Origin of the sequence: Moritella viscosa (assembly GCF_900120065.1) — a bacterium.
Lineage (GTDB): Bacteria > Pseudomonadota > Gammaproteobacteria > Enterobacterales > Moritellaceae > Moritella > Moritella viscosa.
Map to the genome: position 1 here is coordinate 45,920 of NZ_FPLG01000033.1, position 17,430 is coordinate 63,349.

The window sequence follows — 17,430 nt, forward strand, 5'->3', positions numbered from 1 at the left end:
AGGTTATCTTCAAATACGGATGTGCTTAATAGTGTGTCTTTCGCACGCGAGTTGGCATTGACGATGTATTCTCATATAATTCAAAAACGCGTTTAAAATCGAGTTCTAACTCTGTTGCGTATACATCTTCATTAATCGGGTAAGTTTGCACCACACGTGCTCCCCGGATTATACCGGATACAGAAGCTTCTATTGATTCGCCTTGTAGCGTTCTTGATCTATAGTTGGTGTCACTATAGATTTCTTGGCCACTGACTTGCTCTGCTAACTCTCGATACGCATCCAATTTAGATGCGCGCATTGCATTAAGCATGCGTTCACTTTCACTATTGCCTGGCTGAGAACTTAAAGCAGCATAGCCAACTGCTTTGAGTACTGGGAAGCTTTTCGGTTCTTTGACATCATAAACCGTGTCTTTTTCTAATAGTGAGCAGCCTGTTAAACTAACCAGAGTTGCAAGCATAAGTAAACGCAGATATTTCATTGATAAACCTTAATTAGTGATACGAACAGAAGGCGCTGAACCAGTACGATAAATATAACGACCACGGCCTTCGAGTGGCCCCATACTATTTGAACCACCAATAACCAAATGGTTAGGGATAATGCCTTGCGCTGTTGACTCAACAAACCCTGATTCCATATTAATGACACGCATATTAACTATTACGCCTTCACTGTTACGTGACATAGTGCCGGTTAAGATGCGTGATACTGGTAATTGGCCGCGTAATTTTTTCCAATCACGGGTGAAAACAAAATCCCCTTGACCTGTCACGCTAATGGTGCCTGTGGTTTTATAGTCAATTACTGGAATGCGACGAATAGTTAATTCGTGAATAAAGGATTCCGATAGCGTTTGGCCGAGCCAATTTGTTGTCGATAAATCGTCAAGATTGACGAAAGAAGTGACGGCAATTGGTTCATTATTGGGAATAATAGACAAATCATTGACGATCAATTGATCCGCTAAACCACGGACGATAAAACTTAGCTCTTGGGTATAGTTTATCGGTTGGTCTGGTAACAAACTTCTTGGGTATTTTGGCTCATAAGAATTACCACCCCAAGTTGAATGAGGTGGTGTTTCTTTCTCCGCTTCAGGGGTACCTGCTGGTTGCTTTAATGCGCAACCGTTGAGTAAGGTAATTAGGCTGATAGCTATGACTGCCTTTTTCATATTACTTCCTTAAGTGCTTTAATTATTGTCGTTAAACCGTTATTTATCGCTAGTCGAGATGTCTCGGCGGTAAGGGTAGGTATAAGGACTTCTGAATATATTATTGTACTGTTCTTTAGTAAGCACACTTTGTGCCATGTTGGCATTATAGCCATTTGGCTGGTAAACAGGTTGAACAATCACTTGTTTAATAACGACTGGTTGCACTTTGGTATTTGCGCCAGTTAATAAAACATGTCCTGGTTCTTCGATCACGGTGCATGCTGAAGTCAACACAACCGCTAATGACGGTAGTAAAAAACGCTTCATACTTGTTCCTAAATTTGTGCTATGCGTGATTATAGATAAATACAAGCAAATTACTTGCCAATAAAATAGGCTCGGTATTATTTTTTATTATAATAGCGTTTTTATCTATTTAATTAACCTCGATACTGTTTTATTTTTATAAAAAATTGATCTGGTACAAATTTTGCTTTTAAAATAGACATATTCAGAATTCATATGCGATTTAAAATGAAAAAAGTTCTCCTACTACTATTGGTTTGTTGTTCTTTCACTCTACATGCGGAATGGTATGAAGTTGAAGGTGAGGCGATTATTATTGACGGTGATGTAGATATTGCACGAGAACTAGCAGTACGTAATGCCTTGAAACAAGCACTATTATATGCGGGTGCATCGGTTTCGAGCTTACAATCCTTTAATGGCGGTAAAATATTATCTGATCGTTTCCAAATCCGTATGGATGGTGAAGTGAGAGATATTCGTCTAAAAAGCGAGTCGGTAAAACTGGATAAAATCACGGTACAAATTGTCACTGATATTGTTGCAGACCGTAATAAATGCTTGAGTGCAGGGTATCAAAAATCTGTGTCTTTACTGCGTTTTGGTATTAGGCACCGTGAACAAGCCAGTTATGGTGGTATCTATAACATAAACGAATCTTTCAGCCGTTTGTTGTACCAAAGTTTACGTAAAAATAGTCAAACATTTGATGCGCGTGAATTCATTAATCAAAACATTGGTTTTAGCGGCAGCTCTTTGCCGCTGCGTGGTAATTTAACAGCACAAGAAATTAAGCAAATCAGTAAGTCAGCAGATAGCCAATATATTATTTTGGGATCGATTACCGACTTATCGACATTTAAACCAGTTGTGAATGGTATCGCGAAGATATTTTCCGGTGATTTACCGGATCGTAATTTCCGGCTGAATATACAGGTTTTTGATGGTTTTAATGGCAGTTTATTATTTGATCGTAACTACAGTAAAGTGACAAAATGGGAGTTTGCTAAACACCGAGTTGTGGATACGGATACGTTAAAATTTTGGCGCTCTGAGTTTGGGGTATCTCTACAGTTAATTATTGACGATGTGTTGTTTGATTTAGATGCAAGTTTGCAATGTAAATTGGTGGAAGCGCGTGTTATTGCTGTTGATGGTAATGAAGTGAACATTAATATTGGCCGTAATAATGGCTTAAAATTAGGTGATCAATTTATGATTAAACACACTGGTAGTTATGTTGATCAGTTTGGTATCAGTCGTAAAAAAGAGACCAATAGTAGTAGCAAGGTTGAAGTAACCAAACTGTATGATCAGCAAGCAAGTTTGATGACGGTTGATAGACAACCTACTGCTAATGTTCAAATAGATGATTTGGTGATTTTAAACTAGTTAATGTAGTGGTTGTGATATAGCGCTATGTTAACGTTAATATTTTGAGGTTAATCTTGTATTATTGTTATATTTTATGCGCGGCCTGATTACTTTTTAAAATAAAACTGCTATTGCTTTTATTCCAGTTCATTACTTGATTAGTGGTTGTTCAAACACGGGATATTATCATTATGTGGTTTTTAATTGTTTCTATTACTGTTTTAGTTTTTTTTATTCGTAGTCTGTATGGCGAAGATCTTCGTCAATACGATAGCACGGATTTAAGTGCGACGTTTTATCGTCCAACACCTTCGTATAAATACCCACAAGCATTAGAGTTGATCGAAAGTATTCAAGAGCCTATCGATTTTATTAAACCGAGCAAATATCTTTATGCATTACGAAAAAATATTGATCGTTTAGGTGATGTTGAATTGGATTGTAAGATCATCCCAGTCTCGACCCGTTTTCAAGGTCATAATATTATGGGCGAGTGGATCCTGGATAAAAAAAGTGATGTAAATAAGCGCTTACTTTATATTCATGGTGGTGGTTTTGCGGTGGGTAGTGCGAAGAGTCACCGGGTGGTGACAGAACGTTTAGCACGTGAACTTGGTGTTGCAGTATTTGCTGTGAATTATGCAATGATCCCTGATGGTAAACGTGAGCAGGGAATCTATGATTGCCGTTATGCGTATCAATGGCTTCTCGCCAATAATCCAAATAATAAACAGGCATGTCATCGTATTTATGTGGCGGGAGATTCAGCAGGTGGTAATTTAACATTATCCTTAATTGGCTGGTTAAAGTCTCAAGAAATTCGTCAGGTGGATGCTGCTATTGCAATATGTCCTTGTATTGATAGTACCTTCAGTTATGACAGTTTGAGCTATAATGCTAAAACTGACTTCTTGCTAAGTCCGTTCATGGGGAAGTTCCACCATTTTCCTAAATTTATATTACTTATCTGGGTAACCATTCTTTTTCGCATGAATCCTAGCGATCCGAGAGTATCGCCAATATTTGGTGATTTATCTGGTTTACCGCCAATTTTGATTCATGCAAGTGATACCGAAATGATGGTGGATGACTCTCGACGTTATGTGAATAAAGCGTGTTCGGAAGGCTCCGATGTGCGCTTGCAAACATGGTCTAATATGTTGCATGTTTGGCATTTGTTTGATCTAGAAGAGGCCGATGAAGCGTACGCTGAAATCCGTCAATTTGTGCAAGAGTGTGATGATGAGTTGGAAACAATTGCAAGTTAGCCATCCGGTTAAGGCAATGTGATTTTATGGTTTTATAGTGTCTGTTATGTTATTTTATTCACAATTTCACTGACTTATATAAGGAGTGGCGGAATGTCAACTCAAGGCTTAGCTAGCCCTATCCGATTGTTTTCTTTTTCTGTGCAATGGTTTATACAAATTATATTATTGTGTGGCCTACTGTTCAGCATGCAAGTTAATGCGGTTGAGGCATCGGCGATTACAGTGTCGGATGAAATGATAGCCACTCAATTAACAGACAAACAATCACAGCCCGTAGATATAGCGCATGTTGCTGACAACGCTGCTTTGAAAACACCTATTATTGCTGACACCATTTATTTTGGTGGTGATATTTTGACGATGGAAGGACTTGAGCCAGCTTATACTGAATCAGTTGCAACGAAAGATAAAAAAATAATTTTTGTTGGTTCTAAAATAGAAGCAATGCAATTCAGTGGGGATAATACCAAGCTAATTAATATTAGTGGAAAAACCATGCTACCTGGTTTTATCGAACCGCACGTACACCCTTCAATTGCGGCTGTTATGTTGCCTAATGAGATCATTGCTCCTTATGATTGGGTGTTGCCTAACGCAGTTAAAAAAGGGGTTTCTGGTCATTTCGCTTACCTTAAGCGGCTAAAGCAATCAATTGATGATAATGCCGAAAAAGATAGTGTCTTTTTTGTGTGGGGTTATCACCAACTCTGGCACGGCGAATTAACACGTGAGATATTAAATGAACTGTCGCCAAATAAACCTGTTGCGATTATTCACCGTTCTTTCCACGAAATATTTTTGAACGATGCCGGGATTAAAAAATTTGGTCTTAAGCAAGATGACTTTGCTAACAATCCGCAAGTTGATTGGATAAAAGGTCATTTTTATGAAGGTGGCTGGTTAGCATTATTACCTAAGATTACAGCTGATTTTATTAATCCTGAAAGTTATAAATTAGGGTTAAATATCATGTCTAAATTAGTGCTTAAAAATGGTATTACAACGATAGCTGAACCAGGTTTCCCTAGTTCTAACTTTGATTTAGAGTATCAATTATTAAAATCAGAAATGGATCAAAAACCACCTTATGATGTATTTCTCATCCCGAATGGTACGTATTTATATAATGCAAGTGGGCAGAGTAATCAGAAAGCATTAGATTTCATCGAAACCTTAGAAGATAAATATAATACTGAAAATATTAAATTTTTGCCTAAGCAAATTAAGCTGTTTTCGGATGGTGCGATTTACTCTCAGCTGATGCAAATGCAAGATGGTTATTTAGACGATCATGAAGGCGAGTGGATGACGCCATTGGATCTATTCCAGCAACAACTCAGTTTTTATTGGAAAAATGGCTATCAGATCCATGTGCATGCTAATGGTGATTTAGGTATTCAGAAAGTATTGGATTTTAATCAAGCTGATCAAGCCAGGTTAGCGCGAAAGGACCATCGATTTACTTTGCACCACATGGGCTATTTCACCAAAAAACAAGTAAAACATATGGCTAAATTAAGCATTGAAGCATCTGTGAACCCGTATTATTTATGGGCCTTAGCGGATAAATATTCGGAAGTCGGGTTAGGCAGTGATCGTGCCGAAAATCTGGTGCGTGTTAATAGTTTGATGAAGAAAAATATCCCCGTTTCATTTCATTCTGATTTTTCTATGGCGCCTATGGAACCGTTAACACTTGCTTGGACAGCGGTTAACCGAGAAACATCGGAGCATAACAAAGTATCGCAAAAAGAACGTATTACAGCCTATCAGGCGATGCAAGCTATTACCATAAATGCAGCTCATACGTTAAGACTAGAAGATAACATTGGTTCTATCGTTGTTGGTAAAATGGCTAACTTTACTTTGCTTGAGCAAAATCCGTTAAAAGTAATGCCAATGCAGATTAAAGATATTCCTGTGTGGGGTGTCGTTTTTGAAGACCAGGTCAATACTGTCGTGTCTGTGCCAAAAATGAAGCATCTAGAAACGCGTGTTATCTATTTAGAGCGTCAGAGCTTACCGCCGTCTTCAACCGTTACTATTACGTTGGAGGATATCTCTAAAACTGATATTAGCAGTTCAATACTAGGTCAAAAAACCATCGAAGCCCATACGCCTCCTCCTTATAATATTTCGTTAGAATACGATCCCGCATTATTTGATCATAATGGCCAGTATGTTGTTAGCGCGAGAATCGAAAATAATGGTAAGCTACTGTACTCTGCTACTCTAGATTTACCAGCGTTGGGTAAGTTGTCGGGACAGTTATTTGAATTGGTGCTTAAGCCTATTTCACGGCAACCTGACACTGTAAGTGATTCTGTACAGGCTCCTGAATTAACGCCTGCAGAGTAAGTTTATAAGCCGGTGATAAGTCTAAAAATTATTTTAAGGTAATTATTTACATGCAAAAAAATAGACGTCTGCTAAATCGTAAAATGCTTTTAACCACTGCCGTTATCAGCACCTTGTTAATGGGCTTGAGTGGCTGTGCAACTACCGAGCAGGGGAGTGCTAAAGTTGAGCAGGCGGTAACTACCCAGCAACACAGTATTACAGCGAATGTGTTTTACCGACAGCGCATTGCTTTACCACCGGGTGCACAAGTGAGCTTGGTATTGGAAGATATTTCGAAAATGGATGTGGCTGCGGAAATTATAGCTCAGCAAACGATCACTGCTGTCGGGTTTCCACCCTATAAAATTGATTTACGCTATAACGCTGCGAAAATAAAGCCGCAGCATCGTTATGCATTACGCGCGCAGATTGAGCTTGATGGTCAGTTATTATTTATCAATACAGAGCAAGTTGATGCATTTAGTAACCAGAGTGCTAAACCGACCGAAATTTTGGTATCGCAAGTACGCTCCGAAGTTAACGGTGTCGGGAAAGTTCGTTTAACGGGAACGCACTGGCTGTTATCTATGCTAGGTACAGAGGCAATTACTGCTGATGTTACTCTGCACACCCCTTATATTACATTCAATCAAGACGACAAAAAAGTGTTGGGCTTTGCAGGCTGTAATCGTTTTAGTGGTAATTATGACATATTAGCTAATAGCGTTAATCTGACTCAATTATCAACAAGCAGAAAGCTGTGCTTTCAACAAATGAATTTAGAAACGCAATTTTTAGCGGTATTGTCAGAAACGGCTAATTATAAAGTAATTGATAATACTTTAACGTTATACAGTAATAGCGGTCTTGCGTTAGGGCAATTTACAGCCGAAGAAAAGAAGTAATAATGTGACTTTCTATAACAAAACTCGTTTAGATGCAGTTGCCGATAACCAGCAGTTATTAGCTCATCTAGCAAGTATCTAACCTTTACTTTCTTTCTGATTATATAAGCACTGTTATGTTTCTCATGATGGTGCTTTTTTCTATTTATTACGAACCGCTATTATTACGACTGATGGTTGTTCGTTAATACTACTTCTAACATCTTAATTTTTAAAATTAGACCGTGAATAAACTAGCTGTATGACAGTATTAATGAATAATTAAATATAGATTGCGCACAATGTAGTTGTAATTTATCCTTTTCGGGAATATAGTGAACGTAGTTAGGTTGTGTGCAATGTAATTTATGCAAAACTGCGCAGCAACCACTAATGCATGATTTATTGAACAGCTATTTGGGCTAATTAAGGAATTTATGATGACAACACTTTATACAACAACTGCAACAGCATCAGCGGGTCGTAACGGTCAAGTTGCGACGGATGATGGCATGTTATCGCTAGAATTAAGCTATCCAAAAGAAATGGGGGGGACTGGTGCTGCAACTAATCCGGAGCAGTTATTTGCTGCTGGTTATGCTGCTTGTTTTTCTAATGCCATCTTGCATGTTGCACGCGAAATGAAAATAAAAATAACAGCTGCACCTGTAGCAGCAGAGGTTGGTATTGGTCCTAACGCGACGGGTGGCTTTGCGTTAACAGTAAACCTTGCTATTGAGTTAGCATTACCGCAGGCGGAAGCTGAGACATTAGTGGCTACAGCACATCAGGTTTGCCCTTACTCAAACGCGGTACGTGGCAATATAGATGTTCAACTTAGCGTAAAGGGCCAAGCATAAAATGAATACTGTGTTACTTACCGTAGGCCGCATCATGTTGGCGCTGTACTTCTTAATTCCAGGTATCATGAAATTTGTGTCTTGGGACATGCACATTGGTTTAATGGAAAAGCATAACATGCCATTTGTGCCTGTATTACTCGCTGCAGCAGGCATATTTCAGATTGTTGCTGCGCTTTTACTGATTGCTAATCGTTATACCGCTATCGTTGCGTTACTGCTAGCAGGCCTTGTGTTAGTTATTAATGTTAACTTGCATGATTTTTGGAACTTAGCCGGTCTTGAAGGGGCGCATGAAATGCAAAACTTCATTAAAAACCTCGGTATTTTTGCTGGATTACTGGTGTTATCAGGTCATTATTGGTCATCACTTAAAGTGACTAACGTTAATAGTATTGAAAAGTCACGTCGCTAATCTTTGATAAGTCATTTTGTTGAGAGATGACAGTCCGTTATTTTTTATCTTGAAAGCACCAAAGCTGAAATTTCAGCTTTGGTGCTTTCTGTTTTTGGGGCTGTACAATGGTTGCTTTGATCTATTTTATGCATGCCATATGCGCGTTGTTAGTAGATATGTATCTTTAAAATAGACCTGTTTTTTATCAACATATCCAGTCGAATATTTAGATATTGTTATTGATTCACATCAAGCTCCACAGCTACAACTCATATTAAAATACCCCTTATTGGTTACTTGGTTTTAAGCTGACTTTTGATGTGAGTGAAAATGCATAAATTTAAAATAATTAAAACAGATGTTGCCATTATTGGTGCCGGGGGCTCGGGCTTACGAGCCGCAATTGAAATTGCGGAAAATCATCCAGAGCTTGATATTGCACTTATTTCCAAGGTCTATCCGATGCGCAGTCATACAGTTGCAGCAGAAGGCGGTGCCGCAGGTGTAGCACAAGATCATGATTCTTTAGAAAACCATTTTAACGATACGGTTTCCGGTGGTGATTGGTTATGTGAACAAGATGTGGTCGAGTACTTCGTCGAGAATGCTGCGAAACAACTCACGCAATTAGAGCATTGGGGCTGTCCGTGGAGTCGTAAACCAGACGGTTCAATTAATGTTCGAGCCTTTGGCGGCATGAAAATTGAACGCACTTGGTTTGCAGCCGATAAAAGTGGCTTTCATATTTTACATACGCTGTTTCAAACTTCGATACAGCACCCTAAGATCACTCGATTCGATGAGCATTTTTGTTTAGACCTAATTGTTGAAGATAACAAGATCCAAGGTGTTGTTATTCTTGATATTGCTGAAGGTGAAATCAAACTTATCCAAGCAAAATCGGTGATCATGGCTACCGGTGGTGCAGGGCGTGTGTACAGCTATAATACCAACGGTGGCATTGTTACTGGTGATGGTATGTCACTGGCTTATCGTCATGGTATTGCACTGCGCGATATGGAATTTGTACAGTATCACCCAACAGGCTTACCGGGCAGCGGTATTTTAATGACCGAAGGTTGCCGTGGTGAAGGTGGTATCTTAGTGAACAAAGATGGCTACCGATATTTGCAAGATTACGGTTTAGGACCTGAAGTACCGGTAGGCCAAACTAAAAATAAATACATGGAGCTAGGTCCTCGTGACAAACTCAGTCAATGTTTTTGGCAAGAACAGCAAAAAGGCAGGGTGGTCGAAGGCGAACGTGGCGATTATATTTATTTAGACTTGCGTCATCTCGGCGAAGAAAAAATTAATGAGCGTTTACCATTTATTCGCGAATTAGCAAAAGCCTATGTCGGTGTTGACCCTGTGCATGAGCCAATTCCAGTACGCCCAACCGTACATTACACCATGGGGGGGATTGCCACTGATGCTAAAACTGCAACGTCATTGGCAGGCTTATATGCCATTGGTGAGTGTGCTTCGGTCGGTTTACATGGCGCGAATCGTTTAGGCTCTAACTCGCTAACAGAGCTAGCCGTATTTGGTCAGCTTGCTGGTCAAGAGGCCGCTAATTATGCCAGTAGTAATCAACATCAAGATATTGCGCCACTTAAAGTGCAAGTGGAAGTGGTGATTAAACGTATGGATGACCTGTTGCACAGTGATGGTACCGAGAAGGTGGCTGTGATTCGTCAAGAGATGGGTGATTGTATGGAAAAGGGGGTTGGTATTTACCGTACTCAAACATCGATGCAAAAGACCATTGATAAATTAGCCGAGCTAAAACAGCGTTACAAAAATGTCAAGGTCGAAGACAAATCCAGTGTGTTCAATACTGACTTCCTATACACAATTGAACTGGGTTATCTACTCGATACTGCTGAAGCCATGGCGCACAGTGCGATTTTACGTGAAGAGTCTCGTGGTTCACATCAACGTATTGATGGTTTTGAGCAGCGTGATGATGAGAAATTCTTGAAACATTCTCTGGCTTATTATCAAGGTGATAAAGCGCCTAAAATTGATTATAGCGGTGTAAAGATCACCAAGAGTCAGCCCGCAGTCCGTGCTTATGGTGCAGCTGGTGATCAATTAGCGCAGGAGGCAAAGTAATGAGCTTGGAAAGTATCAAAATAGACATTATGCGTTATCGCCCAGAGATGGATGATAAGCCTTTTACCCAAACGTTTGAACTGCCTTATAGAGCCGATATGTCTGTGTTAGAAGCGTTGCAATATATTAAGGATAACCTTGATAGCACGCTTAGTTTCCGCTGGTCTTGTCGCATGGCTATTTGCGGGAGTTGTGGCCTTATGGTTAATGGTGTACCAAAACTGGGCTGTAAAGTATTTCTACGTGATTATTATCCTAAAACGATCAGTTTGGAACCACTAGCTAACTTTCCGATTGAGCGTGATCTAGTGGTGGTGATGGATGACTTTATTCAAAAATTAGAAGAAATAAAACCTTACATTATTCCTGATAAAAACGGGTCTAAAGAAAAGAAATGTTTATCCGAGGGAACTTATAAGCAAACGCCTGAGCAAATGGAAAAATATAAAAAGTTCTCAATGTGTATCAATTGCGGGCTTTGTTACGCTGCTTGTCCGCAATATGCGTTAGACACTCAATTTACCGGGCCTGCTGCTCTTGCATTACTCGCGCGTTATAACCGCGACAGTCGCGATGCTGGCACAGCTGAACGCATGAAAATAGTCAATCAAGAAGAGGGCGTTTGGGGTTGTACGTTTGTTGGTTATTGTTCCGTGGTTTGCCCAAAAGGGGTTGATCCTGCGGGGGCAATTCAATTGTTAAAAGTTGAAAGCAGTAAAGACTATCTTATTGGTATGTTTAAACCTGAGTAGCAAGTCGTAAATTGTAGCTGTACAGCAATGAGCAATACATAGTGAGGAGTAGCAATGAGTAAACGTAAACCATATACAAGAGAACTGCCTACTGACTGGTGGATGAAACAACTTTTCTATACTAAATACATGATCCGCGAAGGCAGTAGTGTGTTCATTACTATTTATAGTTTGATACTTGCGTGGGGCCTATTGAGATTAAGCCAAGGTGAAGTCGCTTTTAATGCGTGGATGACGTCATTACAAAGTCCGGTTGCAGTGATTGTGCATTTAATCGCTTTAGGGTTAGCGTTGTACCATACTGTTACTTGGTTTTCTTTAGCGCCTAAAGCCGTTGATTTATGGATAAAAGGCAAGCGACTCGATGACAATGTGATTGTGTCGGGACATTATGTGGCTTTTATTGTCGCGACTGTTTTTTGTTTATTAGTAATTATGCTGTAAGGAATTGTTATGTCTGAGATGAACAAGAAAACCTACATACGATCTCATGAACCTGTTTTTTGGGGATTGTTTGGTGCTGGAGGCATGCTAACGGCGTTTTTAACGCCAGTGATGATTTTAATTACTGGGTTATTAATTCCGTTGGGGATCATAGGCCAAGGTAATTTTAATTATCAAACCTTACATGCTTTTGCGACGACTTGGTATGGTGCGGCAATTATTCTCGTGTTAATTGCGTTACCACTATGGCACACCTTACACCGAATTTTTCATGCATTACATGATTTAGGCATTAAACGTGGTCGAGATTGGCAGCAAGTACTAAGCTATGGTTTTGCATTCGCGATAAGTGTCTTTGTTTTTACGTTATTATTACAAATGTTTTAAGCGGTAGGGTAACACGCTCACGTTTATATAAAAAAGGCGAAACTGACTTTAAGTTACGCCTTTGATTGAGAGTCAATAAAAACTCACGCTTTTCATACAAACCGTTCGTTATTTAACTGATTAGATTCTGTTATGATTTAATTCATAAAACAGTGTTTACATGTCAATGAACTTACCCTACTATTCCCTCCATTGCTGCGGAGGGGTGGCAGAGTGGCCGAATGCACTGGTCTTGAAAACCAGCAGGGGTTAATAGCTCCTCGAGAGTTCAAATCTCTCCTCCTCCGCCATCTATTTATAAAAGCCGGAACTTATTAATTTAAGTTCCGGCTTTTTACTTTCTATGATATTCATTTTCACTTATTTATTTTTCATAATTGTTACAATAAGTTACATTAAACATATACCTATAATTAGCTGTGTAAGATACATTGTGAGTGTTTAATAATTCGGCAGAAATTAATCAACGTTTAACATCTTGCGTAATTATCCGTCAATTTAGTTAATCGCTATTCATGCCGTTCTCTTGCATCATTTCATGTTCTTACATGGAGGCTATAGTGAAAAAAAAATACCATATTGTTAGCATTATTATCCACAGTTGTCTTACCCACCTTTGCGGCTGAGAATAAAGACTCAATTCAAGCAGAATTGATGTCGACTCAATTCTATGAAGAGTCGTGTTACATCGAACCAACGGAACAAAATTCAAATCTTGATCTTACTAAATGTGAAAATTATATTTTCATTAATTTATCTAATTTAAAAGATCAAGATCGTAGTGCCATCACAGCTCAGTTGTTTGGTATAGGCGTGATGAGCCCATATGTCTTAGTAAATAATCCAAAAAAAGAATCTGAAAGGATAATTACAAGCTTAGATTCTTTTGAAAAAGAAATTATTATTGATTTAATTAATGATTCAGATTCATACTGGGAATCTAATCAAACTCAATTATCTACGGCTGATCTTTTACCTAGAGCTGAAGCCTCAACCAGCATTGGACATGTTTTACCTAGAGCTGAACCTTTAACCAGCCGCGCTGGGAGTACTTCAAGTGATTCACCGTCAGATTATAGCTGGCGATTTAGGTATTTGAAAAAATTAAACCAAGGGTTTTATCCAACGAAGAACGATATTGCTATCTTGTATTATGAAGTAAGCGCTATTGCGTCATCGCCTGCATATGGTAATCGTAATAATTCTAAGTATATTCGCGTTACGCTTGTTGGCGGTGCCGGAATTAATTTTAATCCGACTGAAGGGTGGTCGACTTATAAGACTATTTCAACTAATTCCCCTAGTCATCAGCTAGGCAAATATTCGTATAGAGAATATTTAGATAAAGTAAAAATATCGACAAGTTGGAACGATAATAAAGTAGAACTCTATGACTCATTCCCACGTAACAACGATCAAGATAGAACGGGTGTTACCTATAACTCAAAGATTGCTTTTGAGTTAGGCATTAGTATACCAAAAGTGCCAATTAAGAAAGTTGCTTTTGAATCGTCGAAGTCATTAACTTTTACAAATGGTAATTATTTTGATTATTATGCTAATTCGGCATTAAATAAGCACAGTGTTGAATACAAAAATAAAGAATATGGTTCTGATAATAATAAATACTACGGGCTTGTGAATAACTCTAGGGATCGTTGGGATTATTTGGATGGCATAGAACCACCTTTCAAAACATTCGATAATTTGAGAAATACACCATACAGTAATGGTTTTATTCCGGAGTATTCTGCTACTTATTTAGCTGGGAAAGGTACAACAGGTAAGTCTATTTTAACCATTACAACTGACGTACGTGGTATGTCGTTACAAGGTTTTTCAAAATGGTGGATAGGTAGACTGTATTGGGGTGGGGTGAATAGTCGTAAAGGTTATGGTGATGACTATATATCTAGCTCTTATGCTGACTCACTTAGAGTTAGTGTTAATTGGGATAGCCCTATATTTTCAGGCGTAGAGCCAAGTGTTATCACATACCCTTATTTATCTGATGAAACTCAGCATTGCTTTACTGTTAATCCTAGTCATGATGTTACTGCGCAGCCTTGTGATAAATCTAATATTGACCAGTTATTCATTTATACACCGGAAAGAAAGTATGTATATGCCAATGATCGAACTCTATGTTTAGATAGTTCACAAAAACAATTGAAGGTAAAAACATGTAGTACGTATGGCAGTAATAATCAAGATTGGATGTGGTATACAGCACCACTTAGCAGCAATGTTAATGATAATACACTGTTATACACAACTAAATCATCTGGGGACTTTAAGGTGCTTAAGGGTGGGGATGTGAATGAAACTGTATCTGTTGAAGACGTTGATGCATTAGATGAAGCATTCAAAATCTGGCCACGAGCTAAACTAAATACTCAGAAGGGAAAATATACATCAACGATTAAAGGACTTAAATAAAATATAGCTAACGACCTTTCATATCTTGACTTAGATATGAAAGGTCTTGAGTTTGAATAAGTCTAAAAATATATTCCTGTCTTTTTTTATACAATTGGTTGCTTATTTAACTCTTTGAAATAAATTTATAATTTATTCTGTGACACGTATTTACAAACAACAGCGTTTACCCTATTATTCGAACCTGCTGCGGAGGGGTGGCAGAGTGGCCGAATGCACTGGTCTTGAAAACCAGCAGGGGTTAATAGCTCCTCGAGAGTTCAAATCTCTCCTCCTCCGCCATCTATTAGAGAAGCCGGAACTTATTCATTTAAGTTCCGGCTTTTTGCTATCTAGGTTTTAATCATGCTAAGTAATGTATTTATGAACGATAAAGCATTAAAAGAAGGTTGATACGGGTAAGCAAAACTGTAATTCAAATTGCTCATCATCGTCTAAAAAATGATTCTTTTGGTAATGCACGTAAGCCGGTGTCGATTGCATTTTAAAGCCTGATGATGGTAGCCACTGTTCAATAATCTTACTTAAATATGGCAATAATTCACCATACTTACCTGTTAGTTTAAATACTGCGTGCAAGCCACCAGGGATCACCATGCTGTTCACCATTCCACGGCGTAACAAAGGTTTATCTATTGCTAGACATGCCACATAACGACATTGTTCTAAGCCGACAAAAGCAGGGTTAGAGTGATGCAAGCCAAACTGTTGCTGATAACTTCTGCCTTCGACTTTTGCCCACGCTACAAGGGTTTGCCAGGCGAAACGAATGGATCGACCATAACCCTGGTGGCGGACATAAGCCACATGCCTTTCGGGTAATTCAATAATTTGGACTCGGGGCAATATGCGGCTTTGAATTCGTGAGTAAGCTGCTGCAATCTCTGGGTCGCGTAAATAAGGTGGGGTGCTGGTGGCTAAGTCTTTACTACGCCATTCTCCGGGTGACATGGCAAAGGTGGTTTTAAATGCACGGCTAAAAGAGGATACCGAGGCAAAACCTGATTTTGTGGCGACAGTGAGGACCGAACTACTGGTATCAAACATGAGTTGGTTAGCGGCAAACTCTAAACGGTTACGGCGAATGTATTGGTGGACGGATTCGCCGACAACACTTTTGAACACGCGATGGAAGTGTTGTTCAGAATAAGCGGCGATCTCAGCCAGCTTTCTAGCAGGCAGTTCAGCACTAATATCACTATGGATAAAATAGAGTACATCGTTTATTCGCGATGTTTGATGATTTAAAGATGAGTTTATCGACATAGTGATCTTATAAAAGCATAAATGGACATCTATAAGCGCATAAATGGACATGCCATGTCAAATTTATCTCCGTACTATAATGGATAGCTATTTCGTTATTAATCACTTTTTTATTAGTTTTTAAGGTTAATTCAACTGAAAAACTATATAACATGTGACTAGTTAGCGATTAAAACCAATAAAACCAATAAAAACAAAATAACTAGAGAGATACACTATGCTGTTAGCGAAATCATTACAAGCCATTAAACCATCTTATATAAGAGAAATTTTGAGTGTCGCTAACTCTGCAGATGTCATCTCATTAGCAGGGGGACTGCCTGATGGTGATCATTTCCCTTTAGCGCTAATGGAGAAAAGTATCCAACAATTGAGTACGCGTGCAGAATTATTCCAGTATGGCAGTACTGCGGGTTATGGGCCGTTATTAACTTACTTCCGTGAATGTTATCAATTATCTGATCAGCAAGATGCGTTGGTTTGTACGGGATCGCAGCAAGGACTTGATTTGATTGCGCGTGCATTTTTAGACGTTGGCGATAAAGTGGTAATGGAAGCGCCAAGCTACTTAGGTGCTCTGCAAGTATTTGGATTAGCACAGGCAAGTATTGAGAGTATCAAACAATGTGCTGACGGCCCTGATTTACAAGAGCTAGAGAAATGCTTTGCGGATAAGACAATCAAGATGTTTTATGCAGTGCCTGATTTCCATAATCCAACGGGTGTATGTTGGTCACTTGAGGTGCGTAAAAAAGTCGCGCAATTGTGTCAGCAATATAATGTGGCACTGATTGAAGATGCCCCTTACCGTGAATTACGTTTTGCGGGAGTTGAGCTACCATTGGTGTCTAGCTTCTGCCCAGAACAGGCAATTGTATTACGCTCATATTCTAAGATAGCAACACCTGGCATTCGTTTGGGTTTAGTGAGTGGTCCTAAGGCGTGGATTTCGGCACTTGAACGTGTAAAACAAGGTGCAGATTTACATTCAAGCCAACCAATGCAAGCGGTATTATTAGATCTGTTACAGCATGAAGACTTTCCTAAGCACTTAGATGGACTACGTCAGTTATACCGCCAACGGTATCAATACCTAGCGGATCTATTAACCGCGCAATTACCTGATGATTGTCAGTTCGAACAAGTTGAAGGTGGCATGTTTATTTGGTTACGTTTACCTGAATGTAATGTTGATAAACTTGCCAAAGACATGCTCGATGTGGGGGTTGCTGTCGTACCTAGTTCTGTATTCTATCAATCAGAAGCAGGAAAGGGCGCTGCATTTAGATTAAATTTTACCAATGCCTGTGATTCAGACTTAGCATTAGCAGTTAATCGATTGGTGCAAGTGTTGAAAAAAGCTAAATAGTACTTCTAATGCTTTGGTATTAATTGTTTTATTCTTTTTTGATAAAAGTTTGAACTAAAGT

General features: G+C 39.0%; 16 protein-coding genes and 2 tRNA genes. 14 read left to right on the forward strand and 4 right to left on the reverse strand.

Annotated features, from left to right (window positions below; translation table 11 throughout):
* Window positions 1–25: 25 nt before the first annotated feature.
* Genes BT797_RS04680 through BT797_RS04690 form a run of 3 tightly spaced genes read right to left on the reverse strand, consistent with a single transcriptional unit; the run spans window position 26 to window position 1,489 of the window.
* A complete protein-coding gene (locus BT797_RS04680) occupies window positions 26–484 on the reverse strand; it encodes an LPP20 family lipoprotein (protein ID WP_045109664.1) in 459 nt (152 codons plus the stop codon).
* Between the two features lie 9 nt (window positions 485–493).
* Window positions 494–1,180 (reverse strand): FlgO family outer membrane protein, encoded by a 687-nt coding sequence (locus BT797_RS04685; protein ID WP_045109665.1) that lies wholly within the window; start codon window positions 1,178–1,180, stop codon window positions 494–496.
* 39 nt (window positions 1,181–1,219) lie between these two features.
* A complete protein-coding gene (locus BT797_RS04690; RefSeq protein ID WP_045109666.1) occupies window positions 1,220–1,489 on the reverse strand; it encodes a hypothetical protein in 270 nt (89 codons plus the stop codon).
* Between the two features lie 207 nt (window positions 1,490–1,696).
* Here BT797_RS04690 and BT797_RS04695 point away from each other — a divergent pair, with 207 nt between their 5' ends.
* The 13 genes from BT797_RS04695 to BT797_RS04755 all read left to right on the forward strand — a co-directional run bounded on the left by BT797_RS04695 (window position 1,697) and on the right by BT797_RS04755 (window position 15,016).
* A complete protein-coding gene (locus BT797_RS04695) occupies window positions 1,697–2,860 on the forward strand; it encodes a flagella assembly protein FlgT (RefSeq protein WP_045109667.1) in 1,164 nt (387 codons plus the stop codon).
* 173 nt (window positions 2,861–3,033) lie between these two features.
* The gene (locus BT797_RS04700; protein ID WP_075471211.1) at window positions 3,034–4,110 is read left to right on the forward strand and encodes an alpha/beta hydrolase; all 1,077 of its coding nucleotides are present in this window, start codon (window positions 3,034–3,036) and stop codon (window positions 4,108–4,110) included.
* A gap of 93 nt (window positions 4,111–4,203) precedes the next feature.
* Window positions 4,204–6,471: an amidohydrolase family protein gene (locus tag BT797_RS04705; RefSeq protein ID WP_075471212.1), complete on the forward strand. Its 2,268-nt coding sequence runs from the start codon at window positions 4,204–4,206 to the stop codon at window positions 6,469–6,471.
* Window positions 6,472–6,521: 50 nt separating this feature from the next.
* Window positions 6,522–7,358 carry a YbaY family lipoprotein gene (locus BT797_RS04710; protein WP_075471213.1) on the forward strand — a complete coding sequence of 279 codons (837 nt, stop codon included), beginning with the start codon at window positions 6,522–6,524 and terminating at the stop codon, window positions 7,356–7,358.
* A gap of 419 nt (window positions 7,359–7,777) precedes the next feature.
* A complete protein-coding gene (gene ohr, locus BT797_RS04715) occupies window positions 7,778–8,197 on the forward strand; it encodes an organic hydroperoxide reductase Ohr (RefSeq protein ID WP_045109671.1) in 420 nt (139 codons plus the stop codon).
* Window position 8,198: 1 nt separating this feature from the next.
* The gene (locus BT797_RS04720; RefSeq protein WP_045109672.1) at window positions 8,199–8,612 is read left to right on the forward strand and encodes a DoxX family protein; all 414 of its coding nucleotides are present in this window, start codon (window positions 8,199–8,201) and stop codon (window positions 8,610–8,612) included.
* Between the two features lie 312 nt (window positions 8,613–8,924).
* Window positions 8,925–10,712: a fumarate reductase (quinol) flavoprotein subunit gene (gene frdA, locus BT797_RS04725; RefSeq protein WP_045109673.1), complete on the forward strand. Its 1,788-nt coding sequence runs from the start codon at window positions 8,925–8,927 to the stop codon at window positions 10,710–10,712.
* A complete protein-coding gene (locus BT797_RS04730) occupies window positions 10,712–11,464 on the forward strand; it encodes a succinate dehydrogenase/fumarate reductase iron-sulfur subunit (protein ID WP_045109674.1) in 753 nt (250 codons plus the stop codon). Before frdA ends, BT797_RS04730 begins: the two co-directional genes overlap by 1 nt.
* 54 nt (window positions 11,465–11,518) lie before the next feature.
* The gene (locus tag BT797_RS04735) at window positions 11,519–11,908 is read left to right on the forward strand and encodes a fumarate reductase subunit C (RefSeq protein WP_045109675.1); all 390 of its coding nucleotides are present in this window, start codon (window positions 11,519–11,521) and stop codon (window positions 11,906–11,908) included.
* Window positions 11,909–11,917: 9 nt separating this feature from the next.
* Window positions 11,918–12,295 carry a fumarate reductase subunit FrdD gene (frdD, locus tag BT797_RS04740; RefSeq protein ID WP_045109676.1) on the forward strand — a complete coding sequence of 126 codons (378 nt, stop codon included), beginning with the start codon at window positions 11,918–11,920 and terminating at the stop codon, window positions 12,293–12,295.
* Window positions 12,296–12,494: 199 nt separating this feature from the next.
* Window positions 12,495–12,585, forward strand: a tRNA-Ser gene (locus BT797_RS04745).
* A gap of 364 nt (window positions 12,586–12,949) precedes the next feature.
* Window positions 12,950–14,734: a ricin-type beta-trefoil lectin domain protein gene (locus tag BT797_RS04750; protein WP_139291635.1), complete on the forward strand. Its 1,785-nt coding sequence runs from the start codon at window positions 12,950–12,952 to the stop codon at window positions 14,732–14,734.
* Window positions 14,735–14,925: 191 nt separating this feature from the next.
* Window positions 14,926–15,016 (forward strand) — tRNA-Ser (locus BT797_RS04755).
* Window positions 15,017–15,112: 96 nt separating this feature from the next.
* Here the strand turns inward: BT797_RS04755 and BT797_RS04760 are convergent.
* Entirely contained in the window at window positions 15,113–16,000 is an 888-nt protein-coding gene (locus tag BT797_RS04760; RefSeq protein ID WP_075471215.1) for an AraC family transcriptional regulator, read from the reverse strand.
* 217 nt (window positions 16,001–16,217) lie between these two features.
* On the opposite strand from BT797_RS04760, the gene BT797_RS04765 reads away from it, so the two are divergent.
* A complete protein-coding gene (locus tag BT797_RS04765; protein ID WP_075471216.1) occupies window positions 16,218–17,369 on the forward strand; it encodes an aminotransferase-like domain-containing protein in 1,152 nt (383 codons plus the stop codon).
* Window positions 17,370–17,430 lie beyond the last annotated feature (61 nt).